This is a genomic window from Mesorhizobium sp. LjNodule214 (genome assembly GCF_964252735.1).
Lineage (GTDB): Bacteria > Pseudomonadota > Alphaproteobacteria > Rhizobiales > Rhizobiaceae > Mesorhizobium.
In genome coordinates this window covers 604,171-621,447 of the sequence record NZ_CAXUPE020000003.1, presented here as the reverse complement: position 1 = coordinate 621,447, position 17,277 = coordinate 604,171, and the positions used below count along the sequence as shown (strand labels likewise).

Genomic DNA, 17,277 nt, shown 5'->3' with positions numbered 1-17,277 from the left:
AATGCCGGCGGCGCAAGCGCGGCGTCTTGGCGACCGGCCTTGCCCGGTGCTAAAAAGTGGCCGCCTCGAACCGGACGGCAAGGCATGCCTGGATTTTCACGTGTTGTGCTGGCGATGATCGGCCTGACGGCCGCCCTGTCGATTGTTCGGCCCGCAGATGCCGCAGGCACGGCAGAGCTCTACCAGGCGCAGACCATCGTCACCGGCCAAGGCGAGGTGAACCGCCAGATCGGCTTCAGGGACTGCCTGGACCGGGTGCTGGTCAGGGTTTCCGGCGACCAGCGGCTGCCGCAGAAGCCGGAAATGCTGGCTCTGCACGACAAGGCCGGCGATTTCGTCGACACTTTCCGCTACCGCGACCGGCTGGAAGGCATTCCGGTGCATGACGAGCAAGGCACGCATGACCGGCCGCACGACCTCACCTGCCTCTACAAGCCGGAGGTAATCGACAAGCTACTCACTCAGTTGGGCAGCAAGCCGTGGCTTGGCGAGCGACCGCGGCTCGCCGTGTTCCTCACTGCCGAACAAGGTGCCAAGCGTTTCGTGCTGACGGCCGACGATCCGCGCGGCGAAGCCATGCGCGAATCCTTCGTCAATGCCACCGGCCCGTTGCTGATGCACATCGTCTTCCCGCCGGCAGTGCTGCCTTCCAGCATGGACGAAAAGGCGCTGCGTGCCGCCGACATCGCCATGCTCGACCAACTCGCAAAAAGGGCCGGAGCCGACCAGGCGTTGGCCGGCAGCATCGTCTGGAGCGACAAGGAGTTGGGCTGGATCGCCGATTGGCGGCTGGCCATGGAAGGCAAGACCTATGCCTGGCAGGTGCGCGGCGTCAGTTTCGACGAGGCGTTCCGCGTTGCCATGCGCGGAGCCGCGCAGGTGCTGTCGGGGAACGGGCAGCCCGACTGACACTGGCACAATCGTGTCGCATTGGTCAGCGGCGGAGGCGCGTGGTAAAAGCCGGCCAAACGAGAGTTTTGGCGATGAACAGATTTACCCCCGCAAAGCCTGCCGGCGCGCGCAGCGTCGACGAGATCACCGGCAGCCGCCGCTTGCGGCGCATGCGCAAGGCCGACTGGTCGCGCCGCCTGGTGCAGGAAAACCGGCTTTCGGTCGACGATCTGATCTGGCCGATCTTCGTCGTCGACGGCAAGAATGTGCGCGAGCCGATCGCCGCCATGCCCGGCGTCTTCCGCCTGTCGCTCGACCTTGCGGTCAAGGAAGCGGAGCGCGCGGCGAAGCTAGGCATTCCGGCGATCGCCACCTTCCCCAATGTCGAACTCGGCCTGCGCGACCAGACCGGCTCGCACATCCTCGACCCCGAAAACATCATCAACCGCGCCACCCGCGCCATCAAGCATGCGGTGCCCGAGATCGGCCTCATCACCGACGCCGCGCTCGACCCGTTCACCAGCCACGGCCATGACGGCATCCTGCGCGACGGCATCATCGTCAATGACGAGACCGTGGAACAGGTCACCGCCGCAGCCGTCATCCAGGCGGCGGCGGGCGCCGACATCATCGCGCCTTCCGACATGATGGACGGCCGCATCGGCGCCATCCGCGACGCGCTCGACGCCAATGGGTTTCAGGACGTGGCGATCATGTCCTACGCGACGAAATTCGCCTCCGCCTTCTACGGTCCCTACCGCGAGGCGGTCGGCACCGCCGGCCTGCTCAAGGGCGACAAGAAGACCTACTACATCGACCACGCCAATTCGGACGAAGCGGTGCGCGAGGCCGAGCAGGACCTCGCCGAGGGCGCCGACATGCTGATGGTCAAGCCGGGCCTCCCCTATCTCGACATCATCCGCCGGCTGAAGGACGAGCTTCAGATGCCGACCTTCGCCTACCAGGTGTCTGGCGAATATTCGATGATCAAGGCAGCGGCCGCCAATGGCTGGATCGACGGCGAAAGGGCGATGCTTGAGAGCCTGCTCGCCTTCAAGCGCGCCGGCTGCGACGGCATCCTCACCTATTTCGCTCCGCAAGTGGCGGCGATGCTGAAAGGGTAGTCCCTTCCGGTCGCGCCAACCGGCTGGCCGACCGCGACGTCTCGATCCAAGACCCGTCGTCACTGCACGAGCGGCCGCTTCCTGCAGTGGCTGATCGTATCCAGGAAAAACCGCTTGCCTTTTGCAATCAGTGCAGCTAGAAACTAACTGCTTGCAAATCACAACTGGTTATGGAGGAGGCTTTCATGTCCAAGCTTCGCGTCAATGCTTTCACCCTGTCGCTCGACGGCTATGGCGCCGGTCCCGACCAGACTCTGACCAACCCGCTCGGTGTCGGCGGGGAAGCCCTGCACAAATGGATGCTCGGCACCCGAACCTTCCGCAAGATGGTGCTCGAACAAGATGGCGGCACCACCGATACCAACGAGGCGTTCGCGGCACGCAGCTTCGAGAATGTCGGCGCCTGGATCCTCGGCCGCAACATGTTCGGGCCGATCCGCGGCGAATGGCCTGACGAAAGCTGGAAGGGCTGGTGGGGCGACAACCCGCCGTACCATGTGCCGGTCTTCGTGCTGACCCACCACAAGCGCGAGCCAATCGTCATGGAGGGTGGCACGACCTTCTATTTCGTCACCGACGGCATCCACGCGGCGCTCGAACAGGCGAAAGCCGCGGCTGACGGCAAGGATGTGCGGGTGGGCGGCGGCGTCGCCACCATCCGACAGTATCTCCAGGAGAAGCTCATCGACGAGATGCACCTGGCGGTCTCACCGATGCTGCTCGGTTCCGGCGAGAACCTCTTTGCCGGCCTCGATATGCTCAAGTTGGGCTACACGTGCACCGAACAGGTCGCGACGCCGCTTGCCACGCATGTCGTGATCAAGCGTGGTTAGAAACCAAAGCGGCGTGGCCAGGATCGAACCTTGCCACGCCGGCGCTTTGAAACCTCAATACTTCTCCGGCACGTAGAGCTCGCGCGGCAGCGTCTGGCGCTCATATTCGGGATTGAAGACGCGTTCCGGCAGCGTGATCTCCTCGTGCGGCACTTCCTCGTAGGGCATCTGCTTGAGCAGATGGTCGATGCAGTTCAGCCGCGCCCGCTTCTTGTCGTTGCCCTCGACGATGAACCAGGGCGCTTCCGGGATGTTGGTGCGGGCAAACGTCTCTTCCTTGGCCTTGGTGTACTGCTCCCAGCGCACGCGTGACTGCAGATCCATGGGCGACAGCTTCCACTGCTTCATCGGATCGTGGATGCGCATCAGAAAGCGCATCTGCTGTTCCTCGTCGGTGATGGAGAACCAATACTTCACCAGCGTGATGCCGGAACGCACCAGCATGCGCTCGAACTCCGGCACGTCGCGGAAGAACTCCTCCACCTGGTCCGGACCGGCGAAACCCATCACCCGCTCGACGCCGGAGCGGTTGTACCAGGAGCGGTCGAACAGCACGATCTCGCCGCCGGCCGGCAGATGTGGGACGTAGCGCTGGAAATACCATTGCGATTTCTCGCGCTCGGTCGGCGCCGGCAGTGCGACGACGCGGCAGATGCGTGGGTTGAGCCGCTGGGTGATGCGCTTGATGACGCCACCCTTGCCGGCGGAATCGCGGCCCTCGAAGACCACCACGACCTTCTTCTTGTGATAGGCCACCCAGGACTGCAGCTTGATCAGTTCCGACTGCAAGGTGATCAGGTCGCGAAAATACTGCATGCGATCGATCGATGGCGGATGCGCGTTCTTGTAGATCTTGGCGATCTCCATCGACAGCGCGGGCTCCGACATTTCGAGCTCATAGTCTTCGTCGAGCGTGTCGGCGAGCTCGGCTTCAAGCCAGTCCTTGGCGGGAGAATTCTGTTTTAGCTCGGTCATCGCGCTGCTCCGCTTGCAAGCCCTGTCGGGTCATCTCTAGCACCTCGAGCCCTTGCCCGCGGCCTGGATGGAGACACTTTGAGCCGACTTCAATATAGGCCGGCAATGACGGTTTTATTGCAGTGACCCGGTGCGCCGTCCGTCAGGGCCAATCGGTGGGATTGTGATCGGCCAGGTCCAGCAGAGGGGCGACAAGCGGCGGGAATTGTCCTACAAATGCGACGAGCTCACCCGAGCCCGCTTCTCAATCAAATCGCGAGGATCTGACATGGAATACCGCACCCTCGGCCGTTCCGGCTTGAAAGTTTCGACGCTGACCATGGGCACCATGACCTTCGGTGGCGCCGGCGCATTCGCGGCGGTCGGCAAGACCGATCTCGCGGAAGCAAAGCGAATGATCGACATGTGCATCGATGCCGGCATCAACCTCATCGACACCGCCAATGTCTATTCGAACGGCATTTCGGAAGAGATCATCGGCGAGGCGCTCGGCGGCAAGCGCAAGGCCGATGTGCTGATCGCCTCCAAGGCGCGCATGCGCATCGGCAACGGCCCCAACGACGAAGGCCTGTCGCGCCATCACCTGATCCGCGAATGCGAGAGGAGCCTGACGCGGCTCAAGACCGATGTCATCGACATCTACTTCCTGCACGAGTGGGACGGTGTGACGCCGCTGGAGGAGACCATGGCCGCCCTCGACACCTTGGTCGGCCAGGGCAAGGTCCGCTATGTCGGCTGTTCCAACTATTCCGGCTGGCAGGTGATGAAGGCGCTCGGCATCAGCGACAGGAGCCACCAGCCGCGCTTCGTCACCCAGCAGATCCACTACACGCTGGAAGCGCGCGAGGCGGAATACGAACTGTTGCCGATCTCGGTCGACCAGGGGCTCGGCGTGCTGGTGTGGAGCCCGCTCGCCGGCGGATTGCTGTCCGGCAAATACCATCGCGACAGTCCCACCGCGCGCCAGCTCGGCGGCTGGTCGGAACCGCCGATCCGCGACGAGGACCGGCTGTGGCGGATCGTCGATGTGCTCAACGAGATCGGCAAGAGCCGCGGTGTATCGGCAGCGCAGGTGGCGCTGGCCTGGCTGCTCGGCAGGCCGGCCGTCAGTTCGCTGGTGATCGGCGCACGCAGCGAAGCGCAGCTCAAGGACAACATCGCCGCCGCTGGCCTGACGCTGTCCTTTGACGAGCGCCAGCGCCTCGACGCCGTCAGCAGGCCGCCGGTGCTCTATCCCTACTGGCACCAGCAATTCACGGCCAAGGAGCGCTTCGGCCCGGCCGATCTGGTTCTCGACCGCAGCGGCCTCTGACAGACAGAGGCTTCGCGATGAGCAGCGTCTAGCCCGAGATAAAACGCCAGACCTCGGCGTCGGGCTCGACCTGGCCGCTGAGCACGAAATATTTGTAGAGGACGAGCAGGGAAATCGCCTGCTCGTCCCGCTCGCTGCGGAATTTGCGGCAATAGGCGTTGGCCGCGCCGATGATGCGTTCGGCCTCGGCCGGATGCCGCTCGAAATGGCGCACCTTGTCGGCAAGGTCAGCAAAGTCCGGCTCGAGCGGCACATAGTGGACGTTGGCCTCGATCTGCCCCTCAGCGAACCAGGTCTCGTATGTCGGCGGCGGCATCAGGCACAGCGAGTTCGAACTCATGATCCATTTGAGGTTGGTCGCCACGTCATTGCCTTCGAGCGAAACGATGTAGCGGTAGTGCCGCTGCTGCTCGATGGTGAGATAGGGCTTGCGGTATTGTTCCGCCGCTGATCGTTTGGGCGTACCGACGTCACAGAAAGACAGGTTGCGCGTGGCCTCGAGAAACACGGTCCGTATCGGATTGTTGAGCTCGCCGCGCCAGACCACGGCCGGGCGCTTGTTCGCGAAACGCATTCTGTCCGCCGGCATGTGGAAGTGACGGAATTTGTCGAGCTTCATCAGGACGGCATTTTTGTTGTCGTCGTTGATCGGTCGATCCTTCACGACCGCCGGCGTCCTGGGCACGTTGATGACATCGCCGAATTCGAGATCGATGAGCAGTCCGGGATCGAAGTAGCGCGCAAACTCCTTCAGATCGTAGTAGTACATGCTCGGTGAAAACGGCAGACGGCTGACGGGCAGCGCAGCCGGGCTCGGCACGAAGGCGTGCTGCAGCTTGTTGTAGTAATTCAGCCTCTCGCGGACCGTGGCGTCCGAGAGCCTGACCTGGTCAAGCCAGCCGGCCAGCCTGCGACGGAACAGTGCCTGCGGCACGATATCGCGCGCGGCATTGCGTGCGTAATAGAACACTTTTACCGCGTTGCGCAGAGCTGTGGCCATCGGTCACTTGATCAAAATGAAAGGTGGCTCCCACAAATCTCGGCCCCCCGGTTCTCTCCTACACCATTGTGCCACGCATCTTGCAAGCCCGGAACCGCGCGAGAGCAAACTGCCGGCACCATCGCTTCAGCTGTTGTGTTTGCCGACCAATGCTCCTAGGCAGGGTCAGGAGCCTCCGGGCATACGAAAGGGAACCGATATGGCGCGAGCACCGAATTACGGACAGGAACGCAAGGAGCGTGACCGCCAGAAGGCCGCCAAGAAGGCCGAAAAGCTGGCGGCCAAGGTCGCGGCAAAGGAACGCGATAAGCCTGAGGACGATACCAACGCGGAAGTCGAAACGGAGACGGCCGAGTAGCACAGCCGCCGACCTGTTCGCTATCCATTGGAGGATGGCCGCAAGCTCAGGTTAGATCGTTTTGGGCCTTCTGGACTGATCCGCGGTGCGTAGAGTATCCGCAATCGGCGCTGGAGGTGATACTTTCAGCCCCCTCTGCTTGACCCCCTGGCAACCGCGGCGCAGTGTTGCCGTGCGCGCGTAACGTGCGCAGTCCAGTCGGGGTCGTCCTTGGCAAGTGCAATGGACGTCAATACGGGCAGTCATCGTGACGCCTGGTTAGGCATCCTGCTCGTTCTCACCTCTGCGCTAGCGTGGAGTACCATGGGCTTGTTCGTGCGCATGGTGCCTGACGTAGACATATGGAATGTCGTTTTTTGGCGCTGCATCTTTGGTGGACCTTCAATCATTGCTCTCGCCATGATCGAACGGAAGCGTTGGTCGTTCGAATGGCGTCGAACCATGGCGCCAGCCGGCATCGCGATAACCTCGCTCATTGCCACCGGCCTCTTCGCCTCCATTTATTCCATGCAGAACACCACCATCGCGAATGGTGGTGTCATCTACTCCACCGTTCCTTTCATGGCAGCCATTCTTGCCTGGCTATGGTTTCGGGAGCGACCCGGTGTCAGCACGATTTTCTGCACATTCGCTGCCATCGTGGGTGTTGTCGTAACCGTAAGCGGTACTGTCAATGCGGGTGGCGGGCATCTGAAAGGCGATCTTGCGATGGTCTACGTGGCCTTCGCGATCGCGATGATGACCGTCATCATGCGCCGCTATCGCGACACACCAATGCTGGAATCCGTCGCTGTCGCCTGCTTCATGGCGGCCATCTTTGCGTTCTTTTTCGCTGATCCATTCAATGTCCCTATCGGCGAGATAGCGCTGCTCGGCCTTTTTGGAATCATCACGCAAGGTGTTGCCCTCGGGGTCTACACGATGGGCGCACGGCGCCTGCCCGCAGCTCAAGCCACTCTGCTCAGCTCGGCGGAAATGCCAATGGCTCCGCTCTGGGTCTGGTTCTTTTTCGATGAGATGCCTGCGATGGAAACCTTCGTAGGCGGTGCATTGGTGCTTGCAGCGATCCTGTGGAATATTGTCATGGAGCTGCGAGCCGGTCCAAGTGCAGAGACTATTGCCTGAGTGCACTGCATACGCGCACACCGACACCAAGACAGCCTTTGGCACGAGATCAGCGATGGCTTCCCCAATCGACAAGCGCGTGGGTTCGCATCGCGACGGCTGGTTGGGGTCGAACCAGGTCGACCCTAGGTGTTCAGTCCCGAGGTCAAGTGGATTGGATCGAGTCTAAACCGGTCTGGCTGTTTGGCCCATGCCGTGCAGATGGCTTCGTAAGGTGTGAGGCCGTGAAGGGTCTTGAGGCGCCTGGCGAAGTTGTATCCGTCGAGGAAGGCAGCTAGGTGATTTTCGAGTTGGCGGTGGGTATCGTAGTGATACCGCCGGACGGTTGCCTCCTTCAGCGTTCGGTTCATCCGTTCGACCTGACCGTTGGTCCATGGGTGGTTGGGCTTGGTAAGACGGTGTTCGATGCCATGCCCCCAGCAGGCCCGGTCGAATGGATGGCCGCGCCAGCGCGCGGTAGGGCCATCCCGGTTCTTGGGCAGGTCAGCGAACTGGATGCCGTTGTCGGTGAGCACGGTGTGGATTTTGTAAGGGACTGCTTCGACCAATTCGTCGAGGAAAGCTCTGGCGGTGACAGTGGTCGCCTTCTGCATCAGCCGAGCGAATGCAAACTTCGAGGTCCGGTCCACCGCCACGAATAGGTAGAGCTTACCCTCTTCGGTTCGGACCTCGGCGATGTCGATGTGGAAATAGCCGATCGGGTAGCGCTTGAAGGGCTGTTTGGCTGGCTTGTCGCCGGCGACCTCGGGCAGGCGGCTGATCCCGTGGCGCTGAAAGCAACGGTGCAAGGACGACCGCGTCAAGTGCGGGATCGTCGCTTGCAGCGCATAGAGACAGTCATCCAGAGGCAGCAGCGTGTGCTTGCGGAAAGCGACGGCCATTGCCTCTTCCTCAGCCGTCAGAACGGTGGAGCGTACAGCCTTCGGGCCCATCGGCGCGTCGTGGACGAAGGTCCGCTTGCGCCACTTGGCGACGGTCTTCTGATTTAGGCCGTGCTGCGTGGCGAGTTCCTTGAGCGGAGCCTTCGATCGCTGTATCGCTGCTCGGATGGCGTACGTGGTCGTGGCGCTGCCGTGGAGTATCTGTCCCATAGCTTATCCCTCAATGAAGGATCAGCTTGACTGATTCCCCCACACTCTGGGACTAGACACCTAGGCCGGCGCCTTGTCGCTGACGAAGACGTTCACTTCGCGCGCAGCGGCAATGAAGGCGCGCCTTGCGTTCATGGCCGGCTTGTCGCCGGCCAGCGCATCATGACAGGCCTGCAGCGCTTCGCGATGCTTGGGACTGCGCTTGCCCGGCCAGCTGTTGAGCAGGTAATCGGAAGCCTCACGCGCCGAACGCAAGAGCTGATTGGGTCCGGCCGTGGCCGACTTGACGGTCACGGGTGTTTCAAATCGGTTGTTTTCCATCGCCGCTCTTACGCCATCGGCGGCGGCGAAGCGAGACCGAAAGTGCGTTTCATCGTTGGGTGCCGGCTTTTCACGCGGCGACGACGGCGAAGCCCCTGGCGCGCAGGCCACGCCGGTCGTTGTGAAGCGATGTCACCAGCCGGTCGCGGCTACCGATGATGTGAGCCGAGAGCAGCCGGGCCGCCTCTTCCGCGTTGCCGACGCGTACCGCCGCCAGGATGGCACGGTGCTCCGTCCAGGCACGGCCGAGGGCGGCCTCGTCACGAACTTCCAGCCACCGGGCGCGCGACAGCCGCGTCATCGCATCGCGTACCGCCCGGAACAGGAAGTCGTTGCCGGACAGGCGCGAAAGCTCGATATGGAAATCCATGCCGACGCGGTGCCATTCCTCGCGCGGGGTATCGGCATCGCAGGAATCGAGCATCGCCTCGATGTCGTCGATAACGCTTTTGTCGCTTAGCGTGCAGGTCAGCCGCACCGCAGCGACCTCCACCGCCTCGCGGTAGACCGCGATCTGCTTCAACTCGGACAGATTGATGGGCGAGACCGTCCAGCCGCGACCGTCGCGGCAGATCAGGCCCTCGGTCTCAAGCCGCAGCAATGCCGCCCTGACCGGCGTGCGCGAAGCGCCGAAGCGGCTTTCGATCCAGCGCTCTGTCAGGCGCTCGCCGGGACCGATCTCCAGACCGAGGATCATCTCGCGCAATTGTCGTTCGACGCTCTGCATCTGCGACATGATGGTTCCGTTCGTATCGGCCGCATTGACAGCGACGGCACTGAGGTTCATGACGGATACCAGCTTGGTATCCCAAATTGGTATCCGTAGCAAGGTCGATACCGGGCAGGACATGACATGGCGCAAGACGGCACCGAACAAAGCACCTACAACGTCCACTGGCGGCGCAATCTCGCCGTGTGCTTTGCAGGTTCGTTCAGCACGCTGATCGCCATGACCCTGCTCTTGCCTTTCCTGCCGCTCTATGTCGAACAGCTGGGCGCCGAAGGCCATGTGGCGATCGTGCAGTGGTCCGGCATTGCCTATGGCGCGACCTTCCTTGCCGCAGCACTTGTCGCGCCGCTGTGGGGACGGCTCGGCGACCGGTACGGTCGCAAATTGATGCTGGTGCGCGCCAGCTTCGGCATGGCCATCTGCATGTCGCTGACCGGCATGGTCGAGAGCGTGTGGCAATTGGTTCTGCTGCGCCTGCTGATCGGCTTTGCCGGCGGCTATTCCTCGGGCTCGACCATCCTGGTCGCCATGCAGACGCCGAAGGACCGTTCCGGCTGGGCGCTCGGCGTGATGTCGTCCGGCATCACCGCAGGCAGCCTGGTCGGCCCCTTGCTCGGCGGCGCGCTGCCGCCGCTGATCGGCATCCGCGCCACCTTCCTGTTGTCGGGCGGCGTCATCTTCCTTGCCTTCCTGGCGACGACTTTTCTCATCAAGGAGAACCCTCGCCCGCCGGCCGCCAAGACGGCAGCGAAACCGCAAAGCGGCTGGTCGCAGATCCCCGACAAGCGTCCAGTCGTCGCCATGCTGGCAACCGGCATGCTGCTCGCCTTCGCAACCATGTCGATCGAGCCGATCATCACCGTCTATGTGCAGCAGTTGATCGAGGACCAGAGCCGGGTGACGATGGTTGCCGGCGTCGTCATGTCTGCAGCAGCACTCGGCGCCATCCTGTCGGCCTCGTGGATGGGCAAGCTTGCCGACCGCATCGGCCACTGGAATGTCGTTGTTGCAGCACTTGCGGTCTCGGCCCTGCTGCTCATTCCGCAGGCCTTCGTCACCGAGGGCTGGCAGCTCATCGGCTTGCGTTTCCTGATGGGGCTGGCGCTGGGCGGCCTGCTGCCCTGCATTACCAGCGTCATCCGCCACAATGTTCCCGATGGCGTCGGCGGCAACGTGCTGGGTCTGTCGATCTCGGCGCAATATGTCGGCCAGGTCGTCGGGCCATTGCTCGGCGGCTTCGCCGGCGGCCATTTCGGCATGCGCTCGGTGTTTCTCGGCACATCGGTGCTGATGGCTGGTGGCGCGGCCTACAACTGGATTGTCCAGTCGCGCCGCACGCGCAACATGCTGGCGCAAGCCGGCAAATCCTGACGCTGTTCCGGCGTCCCGGTTTGACTGGCGGCCGTCACCTTTTGCGGATAAACCCGCCCCATGAACGGCAGGCTGAAGGACTGGGCACGCACTATCAAACGAGACGTGCACGCGATCTACCTCGCAGCCGGAGATCCCCGCACCCCGTGGTATGCGAAGGCGCTGGCGCTGTGCGTCGCCGGATATGCGCTGTCACCAATAGACCTGATACCCGACTTCATACCGGTGCTGGGATATCTCGACGACGCGATAATTGTGCCGCTCGGCATTTTGGCTGTGCTGAAAATGATCCCACCAGAGGTCATGGCAGAACATCGAGCCGCCGCCGCGCTTGCGGCACAGCGCCCGGTGAATCGAACCGCCGCCGTCGTGATCGCCTGCGTCTGGGGCGCATTCGCCGCACTGGCCGCGTGGCTCGGCTATCGCTACTTCACCGACTGAGCTCTGGGCACTATCCACGTCTAGGTTTCGCAACACCGCATTCGTCGCTTGGCAATTCACGAGGCACCCCACCATGGACACAACGGAACAACCGGCAAGCGACAGCAGCCGCCTCCTTGTGCTGGCAGGTGGCCTCTGCGGCGCGACGGGCGTGGCACTGTCAGCCGCTGCTGCGCATCTGGGCGGCGCTTTCGTCAGCACCGCCGCGTCTTTCCTGTTGATGCATGCGCCGGTCTTTCTCGCCGTCGGCCTTATCGGCGCAGGCCGGGTGCTGCGGATCGCGAGCCTGATCCTGCTTGTCGGGCTGGTGCTTTTCTGCGGTGATCTTCTCGCCCGCGATTTCCTGGGTTCGCGGCTGTTTCCGATGTCGGCGCCGATCGGCGGCACCTTGCTCATCGCCGGCTGGCTGGCGATCGCCGGCTCGGCGCTGCTGCGCTCTCGCCCCTGACGTTTGCCGGAGGCGCGAAAGCTCAATCTTGCCGGCGTTCGCGCTTGGCCAGCAATTCGCGGTCACTCGCGGCCGGTCCAGCCAGGCGCCGCCGCTCGGGCCGGTCGGACGCCGGCGAGATGCCCCAATAGTTGCGGTAGATGTCCTCGAACAGATGGCTGATCGGGTGCATGACCTTGGTCTCCTTTCCAATCTTGAATCGATCCAATCGACGGCCGCAAAAATGGCACGCCGCTTAGCTGCGCTTGCGCTCCACGAGCAATCGCAGGTCGCGCTTCCAGGCGCTGGCCCTACCGCGGCGCTTCTCGGTCGTGGTGATCGAGGCGAGGCCCCAATCGTTGCGGTAGATGTCTTCGAACAGGTAATTGACGGGATGCATGGCACCCTCCTCTCGGTTTGCCAATCAACGTGATTGGATCGATTCAAAAATAGGCTTTGGCGCGCCAATGTCAAGCAAAAATTTGAATCGATCCAACGAAAGTGCTAGATAGGGGAACGGAGGCAGCGAAAAATGGCATCACTCGTCACAGGCAACCCAAGACCGGTCCGGCTGGCCGACATCGCCAAGGCCGCGGGCGTATCGCACGGCACAGCGTCCAATGTGTTCAGCCGCCCCGAGATCGTGCGCGAGGAAGTACGCGAACGGGTCAAGGCTGCGGCCGAAGCGATGGGCTATGCCGGCCCAGATCCCAAGGGCCGCCTGCTGCGCGCCGGCAAGGTCAACGCGATCGGCGTCGCCACGACCGAGCCCCTCTCCTACTTTTTCGACGATCCGTTCGCACGCGTCATGATGGCTGGCATCTCCGAGGCCTGCGACGCCACTGGCGCTGGGATCGCGCTCGTCTCGGCCGGCAATGACGAGAAACTCGCCTGGAACATCCAGAGTGCCCTCGTCGACGGCTTCATCCTCTTCTGCATCGAAGGCGGCCCGCGCCTCGTCGAGCTGACGCGCGAGCGCAAGCTGCCATTCGTCGCGCTCGAGCTCGGCTTCGAGGATGACACCATCTCGACGATCCGCATCGACAATGCGGCCGGCGCCAGGATGGCTGCGCGCCATCTCGCCGAACTCGGGCATCGCCGCTTCGCCGTTCTGACGCTGCCTTTCGTTGACGACAGTTCCGGTCTTGTCACGCCCGAGCGGTTCGGGACGGCGATCTACACCGCAACGCGCAACCGCCTTGCCGGCTATTTCGACGAGCTCTCCCGCTTCGGCGTCGACACCGCCAAGGTGCCGGTCTACGAGACCGGAAACGACGCGGCCACCACCAGGGCCGGCCTCGAAACGATCTTCGCCGCCGACAAACCACCCACAGCCATTCTGGCGATGTCGGACCGCATGGCCATGGTCGCGATCGAATGGCTGGCCGAGCGCGGCATGAAGGTTCCCGGCGATGTCTCCATCATCGGCTTCGACGGCGTGCCGGATGGTGCGCTGTGCAATCCTCCGCTGACCACCATCGCCCAGCCCATCATCGAGATCGGCCGCCGGGCAGCGCGCATGATCCTCGATTTCGACGGCGCGGTGCGGCGCGAGACGCTCGATGTCGAACTGGTCGTCAGGGCGTCGTCCGGGCGCCCGCCCGCAGGCAGCTGAACCTCCTCCCTGCTTTCAACGATTGACCGCCGTTGCCGGCCGAGCGCCGAACGCGGTGAGCACAGGCGCTGTTTCGCTGCGAGCCGACTTCTTGCCTGACGAGCCGATGCCCGAAAGCCATTCCAGATAGAAGGCGAGCGCGAACTGCATGGCGATGCCGGCCGCGATCAGCAGGGTGTCATAGGCAAGGCCGCCAGGATTGATCCGCTTCATCACCTGCGCCACCATCGCGATCACCGTGCCGGCGATGAAGACCGGCAGCGACCGTTTGCCGAGTATGGCAAGCGGATGGTCGGGCGCAGTGCGGAACAGATTCGAGAGGGCCGGAATAGCCACGATCAGGTAGCTGACCGCAAGGATGTGCAGCAGCCTCGGCAGCGACAGGAACGTCTTGTCGAAACCGCTCAACACCACTGGCAGGTCCAGCCACGACACGTGCCCCCAAAGCGGGCTGTGCACCCAGATGAGCGCCCCGGCGACATAGGTTGCGGCAACGCCGATCAACCAGCGATTGACCGGAATTGTGCCGCCGCGCCTGACATGCAGCATGACCGCCAGGCCGATGTTGAACAGGAACTGCCAGGACAGCGGATTGAGGAACCAAAAGCCGGGCTCGGGATAGTTGGGCGGAGCGATCTGGTAGATGCCGGCCAGCAGCCACAGCACTCCGGAAACGGCGAGCGCCGCCAAGGGCCTGTAGCTGACGAAGAGCAGGAACAGCGGAGCCAGCAACAGCAGCACCGCATAGACCGGCAGGATGTTGTTGTAGCCGAGTTGATGGCCAAGGGTGACGATGCCGACCAGCACTTCCGGCGTGTTCTTCATCAGCGGCTCGATGTTGATCAGTTTCAGCAGTTCCGGGCGCTTGGCAAACACCGCCGCCGCGCAGAACATGGCCATCACCACCATCGTCGTGACGATATGGGCGGTATAGAGGACACCTGCCCGGCGCCACATCTTGAGCGTCGCGAGCAACCGGCCTCCCGGCTGGAATTTGCCGCCATAGGCAAGAGCGACGGACATGCCGGAAATCAGTACGAAGGCTTCCGCCGCGTCCGAAAAGCCGAAATTCTTGTAGGTCAGGGTTTCAAAGACGGTGCCCGGCACATGGTCGATGAAAATGGTGAGCAGCGCGAGAGCGCGAAACACATCGATACGCGTGTCGCGCTCTGGCCTGCGCATACCGCGATCCGGGATACGCCCAGAGCGATCCGGTGAAATCTGGGTGGTCATCGACAAAAGGCCTCAAAGGGAGAGCAGAGGATGCTCTCGTTGTTCACACCAGCAATGCGACCGCCCGGCGCACCGCTTCGATTCCTCCCGCAGGAGCATATCCGCGAAGAAACGGACTGAAATGCGCCCGGTTCAATCAACTTTCGCGGAGCAAGAAAATATTCCGTTTTGAAGCCGGCAAACCAACAAAACGGCCATGGAATCAATAGGATATAAGCATGTCCGAATATGTCGTCGAAAACACCATCCTGCACCGCGATCTGGCCTTCCCCTACCGCCTCTTCAGGCCAGCGGACGCAAGCGGCGAATGCCTGTTCCTGCTGCATGGTTCCGGCGTCGACGAGACCACATTGATGCCATTGGCGAGGCAGATCGCGCCCAAGGCCACCCTTGTCGCGGCGCGTGGCGGCATCGCCCAGGAGGACGGTTTCCGCTGGTTCGCTCGGATCACGCCGACCCGATTCGAACAGGAAAGCATACGCACGGAGACGGACGCGTTCGCGGGATTTGTCGCCGAAGTCGCGCAGCGCCACGAACTCGATCTCTCCCGCAGCACCTTCCTCGGCTACTCGAACGGCGCCAATCTGGTTTCGAGCCTGATGCTGCTCCGTCCGGGCCTCATGCCACGGGCTGCATTGCTGCGGCCAATGCCGGTGCTGGACGAGGTGCCGCCGACCGATCTGAACGGAATTCGAATTCTGATCATCGCCGGCGCCACCGACCTTACCTACGCTCCCTTCGCGCCGGCACTGGTCACGCTGCTCAGCCGGCATGGCGCCGAGGTCGATGCCCGGATCGTTTCATCAGGTCATGAATTCGGCGACCCGGACGCCGTAATCGTCAGGCAATGGCTGGCCAGCAAGACAATCGCGGTCTCGCCGGCAAGCTAGCGGTCCGGGGATCTATCCCTGCCCCATCCTGTTCCACGCATCAAGCCCGGCGATCTTGTAGGCCTCGGCCAGCGTTGGGTAGTTGAAGGTGTTGTTGACGAAGAAGTCGACGGTGCCGCCGAGATTGATCACCGCCTGGCCGATATGGATGAGTTCGGTCGCGCCCTCGCCGACGATGTGGGCGCCGAGCAGCCGGCGCGTCTCGACCGAGAACAGAAGTTTCAGGAAGCCGGTGTTGACGCCCATGATGTGGCCGCGCGAGGTCTCGCGGAAGCGCGCCACGCCGACCTCGTAGGCCGCACCACTCTCGCGCACCTGCTCCTCGGACTGGCCGACGGTCGATATTTCCGGCACGGCGTAGATGCCATAGGGAAAGGTTTCGGGCGGCGGCGGCAGCGTCACGCCGAAAGCATGGCAGGCGGCCACCCTGCCCTGCTCCATTGAGGTCGAGGCAAGGCTCGGGAAGCCGATGACGTCGCCGGTGGCATAGATGTTGGGCGCAGCCGTCTGGAAGGTTTGCGGATCGACCTTGATGCGGCCTCTGGAGTCGGCCTCGATGCCGACCACATCCAGCCCGAGGCTGCCGAGATTGCCGCTGCGGCCGGCGGCATAAAGCACGATCTCCGAGCGGATTGTGCGGCCGTCGGCAAGCGTTACTTCGGCATAGTCGGGCTTGGAGGCGATTTCCTTGACCGTGCTGCCCAGCCGGATCGTCATGCCGCGGTCGCGCATCTGATGGATGAAGTCGTCGACGATTTCGCGGTCAACGAAATCGAGGATGGTGTTGCGCGGCTCGACCAGCGTCACCGGCACGTCGAGCGCCGAAAAGATCGTCGCGTATTCGACACCGATGACGCCGGCGCCGATCACCGTCAGCGTGCGCGGCAATCTGCCGAGTTCAAGCATCTCGTCACTGTCGAAGATACGGGTCTGGTCGAAGGGTACGTCGCGCGGCCGATGCGGCCTCGTGCCGACCGCGATCAGCGCATTGGCGAAACCGACCTCGCTGTAATCGCCATTATCGCTCGTCAGGCTGACCTTGTTGGGGCCGAGGAATTTCGCCGTGGCGCGCACGCTCTTGACCGCGTTGCGCATGAACTGGTGCTGCAGGACCTCGACCTCGTGGTCGAGCGTCTTGTGCAGGCGCTCGACGAGATCGCCGATGGAAATGTCCTGCTTGACCCGGTAGCCGCGGCCGTAGAAGCCGCGCTCGCGCCAGCCGGACAGGTTGAGCACGGTCTCGCGCAGCGTCTTCGACGGGATGGTACCGGTGTGCACGGAGACGCCGCCGAGGCGCCGGCCCCTGTCGACCACCAGCACGGATTTGCCGAGCTTGGCCGACTGCACGGCGGCACGGCGCCCGGAAGGGCCGCTGCCGATGACCAGCATGTCATAGTCCATATCGCCCCGTCCCTCGTCTCTGCCCCTGAGCGCTTTGTTGCGCCGCAGCAAGCTAATGCCATCCGCGCGGCAAATTCAACCGATTCGAAAGGCGTTGGCATGGCCAGGTCATATATGCCGGGCGAAAGGCCCCGATCTT

Annotated in this window: 20 protein-coding genes; 11 read left to right on the top strand and 9 right to left on the bottom strand. The window is 62.9% G+C overall.

What is annotated here, in order from left to right; all coding sequences use genetic code 11:
* Positions 1 to 84: 84 nt before the first annotated feature.
* The 3 genes from ACSQ3Z_RS28260 (at position 85) to ACSQ3Z_RS28250 (ending at position 2,848) form a co-directional block, all read left to right on the top strand.
* Positions 85 to 909, top strand: a complete 825-nt coding sequence (locus ACSQ3Z_RS28260) for a DUF2066 domain-containing protein (RefSeq protein ID WP_436174552.1) — start codon at positions 85 to 87, stop codon at positions 907 to 909.
* A 74-nt stretch (positions 910 to 983) separates the two neighbouring features.
* On the top strand, positions 984 to 2,015 hold the full coding sequence (gene hemB / locus ACSQ3Z_RS28255; protein WP_436174551.1) for a porphobilinogen synthase: 1,032 nt from the start codon (positions 984 to 986) through the stop codon (positions 2,013 to 2,015).
* Between the two features lie 185 nt (positions 2,016 to 2,200).
* The gene (locus ACSQ3Z_RS28250) at positions 2,201 to 2,848 is read left to right on the top strand and encodes a dihydrofolate reductase family protein (RefSeq protein ID WP_436174550.1); all 648 of its coding nucleotides are present in this window, start codon (positions 2,201 to 2,203) and stop codon (positions 2,846 to 2,848) included.
* A 54-nt stretch (positions 2,849 to 2,902) separates the two neighbouring features.
* Here the strand turns inward: ACSQ3Z_RS28250 and ppk2 are convergent, their stop codons facing one another.
* On the bottom strand, positions 2,903 to 3,823 hold the full coding sequence (ppk2, locus tag ACSQ3Z_RS28245; protein ID WP_436174549.1) for a polyphosphate kinase 2: 921 nt from the start codon (positions 3,821 to 3,823) through the stop codon (positions 2,903 to 2,905).
* A 268-nt stretch (positions 3,824 to 4,091) separates the two neighbouring features.
* On the opposite strand from ppk2, the gene ACSQ3Z_RS28240 reads away from it, so the two are divergent.
* A complete protein-coding gene (locus ACSQ3Z_RS28240) occupies positions 4,092 to 5,135 on the top strand; it encodes an aldo/keto reductase (RefSeq protein ID WP_436174548.1) in 1,044 nt (347 codons plus the stop codon).
* 28 nt (positions 5,136 to 5,163) lie between these two features.
* Here the strand turns inward: ACSQ3Z_RS28240 and ACSQ3Z_RS28235 are convergent, their stop codons facing one another.
* Positions 5,164 to 6,135 carry a glycosyl transferase family 90 gene (locus ACSQ3Z_RS28235; RefSeq protein ID WP_436174547.1) on the bottom strand — a complete coding sequence of 324 codons (972 nt, stop codon included), beginning with the start codon at positions 6,133 to 6,135 and terminating at the stop codon, positions 5,164 to 5,166.
* A gap of 199 nt (positions 6,136 to 6,334) precedes the next feature.
* Between ACSQ3Z_RS28235 and ACSQ3Z_RS28230 the strand changes: the two genes are divergently transcribed.
* Both ACSQ3Z_RS28230 and ACSQ3Z_RS28225 read left to right on the top strand, forming a co-directional pair.
* Complete coding sequence (locus ACSQ3Z_RS28230) at positions 6,335 to 6,493, top strand: hypothetical protein (RefSeq protein ID WP_436174546.1); 159 nt, start codon at positions 6,335 to 6,337, stop codon at positions 6,491 to 6,493.
* Between the two features lie 222 nt (positions 6,494 to 6,715).
* On the top strand, positions 6,716 to 7,618 hold the full coding sequence (locus tag ACSQ3Z_RS28225; RefSeq protein WP_436174545.1) for a DMT family transporter: 903 nt from the start codon (positions 6,716 to 6,718) through the stop codon (positions 7,616 to 7,618).
* A 125-nt stretch (positions 7,619 to 7,743) separates the two neighbouring features.
* Here ACSQ3Z_RS28225 and ACSQ3Z_RS28220 read toward each other — a convergent pair whose 3' ends face one another.
* From ACSQ3Z_RS28220 to ACSQ3Z_RS28210, 3 genes are all read right to left on the bottom strand, one after another.
* Positions 7,744 to 8,709, bottom strand: a complete 966-nt coding sequence (locus ACSQ3Z_RS28220; RefSeq protein WP_436173744.1) for an IS481 family transposase — start codon at positions 8,707 to 8,709, stop codon at positions 7,744 to 7,746.
* A 60-nt stretch (positions 8,710 to 8,769) separates the two neighbouring features.
* The gene (locus ACSQ3Z_RS28215) at positions 8,770 to 9,030 is read right to left on the bottom strand and encodes a DUF982 domain-containing protein (protein ID WP_006201925.1); all 261 of its coding nucleotides are present in this window, start codon (positions 9,028 to 9,030) and stop codon (positions 8,770 to 8,772) included.
* A 70-nt stretch (positions 9,031 to 9,100) separates the two neighbouring features.
* On the bottom strand, positions 9,101 to 9,766 hold the full coding sequence (locus ACSQ3Z_RS28210; RefSeq protein WP_436175176.1) for a GntR family transcriptional regulator: 666 nt from the start codon (positions 9,764 to 9,766) through the stop codon (positions 9,101 to 9,103).
* A 117-nt stretch (positions 9,767 to 9,883) separates the two neighbouring features.
* On the opposite strand from ACSQ3Z_RS28210, the gene ACSQ3Z_RS28205 reads away from it, so the two are divergent.
* The 3 genes from ACSQ3Z_RS28205 to ACSQ3Z_RS28195 all read left to right on the top strand — a co-directional run bounded on the left by ACSQ3Z_RS28205 (position 9,884) and on the right by ACSQ3Z_RS28195 (position 12,020).
* Positions 9,884 to 11,131, top strand: coding sequence for a multidrug efflux MFS transporter (locus ACSQ3Z_RS28205; protein WP_436174544.1), 1,248 nt, complete (start codon positions 9,884 to 9,886; stop codon positions 11,129 to 11,131).
* 60 nt (positions 11,132 to 11,191) lie between these two features.
* Positions 11,192 to 11,572, top strand: coding sequence for a YkvA family protein (locus ACSQ3Z_RS28200; protein ID WP_436174543.1), 381 nt, complete (start codon positions 11,192 to 11,194; stop codon positions 11,570 to 11,572).
* 73 nt (positions 11,573 to 11,645) lie between these two features.
* Positions 11,646 to 12,020: a DUF423 domain-containing protein gene (locus tag ACSQ3Z_RS28195; protein ID WP_436174542.1), complete on the top strand. Its 375-nt coding sequence runs from the start codon at positions 11,646 to 11,648 to the stop codon at positions 12,018 to 12,020.
* Positions 12,021 to 12,042: 22 nt separating this feature from the next.
* Here ACSQ3Z_RS28195 and ACSQ3Z_RS28190 read toward each other — a convergent pair whose 3' ends face one another.
* Both ACSQ3Z_RS28190 and ACSQ3Z_RS28185 read right to left on the bottom strand, forming a co-directional pair.
* Positions 12,043 to 12,192, bottom strand: a complete 150-nt coding sequence (locus ACSQ3Z_RS28190; RefSeq protein WP_436174541.1) for a hypothetical protein — start codon at positions 12,190 to 12,192, stop codon at positions 12,043 to 12,045.
* A gap of 63 nt (positions 12,193 to 12,255) precedes the next feature.
* The gene (locus ACSQ3Z_RS28185) at positions 12,256 to 12,399 is read right to left on the bottom strand and encodes a hypothetical protein (RefSeq protein ID WP_436174540.1); all 144 of its coding nucleotides are present in this window, start codon (positions 12,397 to 12,399) and stop codon (positions 12,256 to 12,258) included.
* A gap of 132 nt (positions 12,400 to 12,531) precedes the next feature.
* Between ACSQ3Z_RS28185 and ACSQ3Z_RS28180 the strand changes: the two genes are divergently transcribed.
* On the top strand, positions 12,532 to 13,614 hold the full coding sequence (locus ACSQ3Z_RS28180; protein ID WP_436174539.1) for a LacI family DNA-binding transcriptional regulator: 1,083 nt from the start codon (positions 12,532 to 12,534) through the stop codon (positions 13,612 to 13,614).
* 15 nt (positions 13,615 to 13,629) lie between these two features.
* Here ACSQ3Z_RS28180 and ACSQ3Z_RS28175 read toward each other — a convergent pair whose 3' ends face one another.
* Entirely contained in the window at positions 13,630 to 14,847 is a 1,218-nt protein-coding gene (locus ACSQ3Z_RS28175; RefSeq protein ID WP_436174538.1) for an OpgC family protein, read from the bottom strand.
* A gap of 218 nt (positions 14,848 to 15,065) precedes the next feature.
* Here ACSQ3Z_RS28175 and ACSQ3Z_RS28170 point away from each other — a divergent pair, with 218 nt between their 5' ends.
* Positions 15,066 to 15,737: an alpha/beta hydrolase gene (locus ACSQ3Z_RS28170; protein WP_436174537.1), complete on the top strand. Its 672-nt coding sequence runs from the start codon at positions 15,066 to 15,068 to the stop codon at positions 15,735 to 15,737.
* A gap of 12 nt (positions 15,738 to 15,749) precedes the next feature.
* On the opposite strand, the gene sthA is transcribed toward ACSQ3Z_RS28170, so the two are convergent.
* A complete protein-coding gene (sthA, locus tag ACSQ3Z_RS28165; protein ID WP_436174536.1) occupies positions 15,750 to 17,138 on the bottom strand; it encodes a Si-specific NAD(P)(+) transhydrogenase in 1,389 nt (462 codons plus the stop codon).
* Between the last annotated feature and the right edge of the window lie 139 nt (positions 17,139 to 17,277).

Coding starts and splice junctions, on each gene's coding strand:
- hemB (WP_436174551.1), top strand. CDS start 984: ATGAACAGATTTACCCCCGCAAAGCCTGCCGGCGCGCGCAGCGTCGAC.
- ACSQ3Z_RS28210 (WP_436175176.1), bottom strand. CDS start 9,766: ATGTCGCAGATGCAGAGCGTCGAACGACAATTGCGCGAGATGATCCTC.
- ACSQ3Z_RS28235 (WP_436174547.1), bottom strand. CDS start 6,135: ATGGCCACAGCTCTGCGCAACGCGGTAAAAGTGTTCTATTACGCACGC.
- ppk2 (WP_436174549.1), bottom strand. CDS start 3,823: ATGACCGAGCTAAAACAGAATTCTCCCGCCAAGGACTGGCTTGAAGCC.
- ACSQ3Z_RS28200 (WP_436174543.1), top strand. CDS start 11,192: ATGAACGGCAGGCTGAAGGACTGGGCACGCACTATCAAACGAGACGTG.
- ACSQ3Z_RS28195 (WP_436174542.1), top strand. CDS start 11,646: ATGGACACAACGGAACAACCGGCAAGCGACAGCAGCCGCCTCCTTGTG.
- ACSQ3Z_RS28170 (WP_436174537.1), top strand. CDS start 15,066: ATGTCCGAATATGTCGTCGAAAACACCATCCTGCACCGCGATCTGGCC.
- ACSQ3Z_RS28185 (WP_436174540.1), bottom strand. CDS start 12,399: ATGCATCCCGTCAATTACCTGTTCGAAGACATCTACCGCAACGATTGG.
- sthA (WP_436174536.1), bottom strand. CDS start 17,138: ATGGACTATGACATGCTGGTCATCGGCAGCGGCCCTTCCGGGCGCCGT.
- ACSQ3Z_RS28230 (WP_436174546.1), top strand. CDS start 6,335: ATGGCGCGAGCACCGAATTACGGACAGGAACGCAAGGAGCGTGACCGC.
- ACSQ3Z_RS28175 (WP_436174538.1), bottom strand. CDS start 14,847: ATGACCACCCAGATTTCACCGGATCGCTCTGGGCGTATCCCGGATCGC.
- ACSQ3Z_RS28250 (WP_436174550.1), top strand. CDS start 2,201: ATGTCCAAGCTTCGCGTCAATGCTTTCACCCTGTCGCTCGACGGCTAT.
- ACSQ3Z_RS28180 (WP_436174539.1), top strand. CDS start 12,532: ATGGCATCACTCGTCACAGGCAACCCAAGACCGGTCCGGCTGGCCGAC.
- ACSQ3Z_RS28220 (WP_436173744.1), bottom strand. CDS start 8,709: ATGGGACAGATACTCCACGGCAGCGCCACGACCACGTACGCCATCCGA.
- ACSQ3Z_RS28190 (WP_436174541.1), bottom strand. CDS start 12,192: ATGCACCCGATCAGCCATCTGTTCGAGGACATCTACCGCAACTATTGG.
- ACSQ3Z_RS28225 (WP_436174545.1), top strand. CDS start 6,716: ATGGACGTCAATACGGGCAGTCATCGTGACGCCTGGTTAGGCATCCTG.
- ACSQ3Z_RS28240 (WP_436174548.1), top strand. CDS start 4,092: ATGGAATACCGCACCCTCGGCCGTTCCGGCTTGAAAGTTTCGACGCTG.
- ACSQ3Z_RS28260 (WP_436174552.1), top strand. CDS start 85: ATGCCTGGATTTTCACGTGTTGTGCTGGCGATGATCGGCCTGACGGCC.
- ACSQ3Z_RS28215 (WP_006201925.1), bottom strand. CDS start 9,030: ATGGAAAACAACCGATTTGAAACACCCGTGACCGTCAAGTCGGCCACG.
- ACSQ3Z_RS28205 (WP_436174544.1), top strand. CDS start 9,884: ATGGCGCAAGACGGCACCGAACAAAGCACCTACAACGTCCACTGGCGG.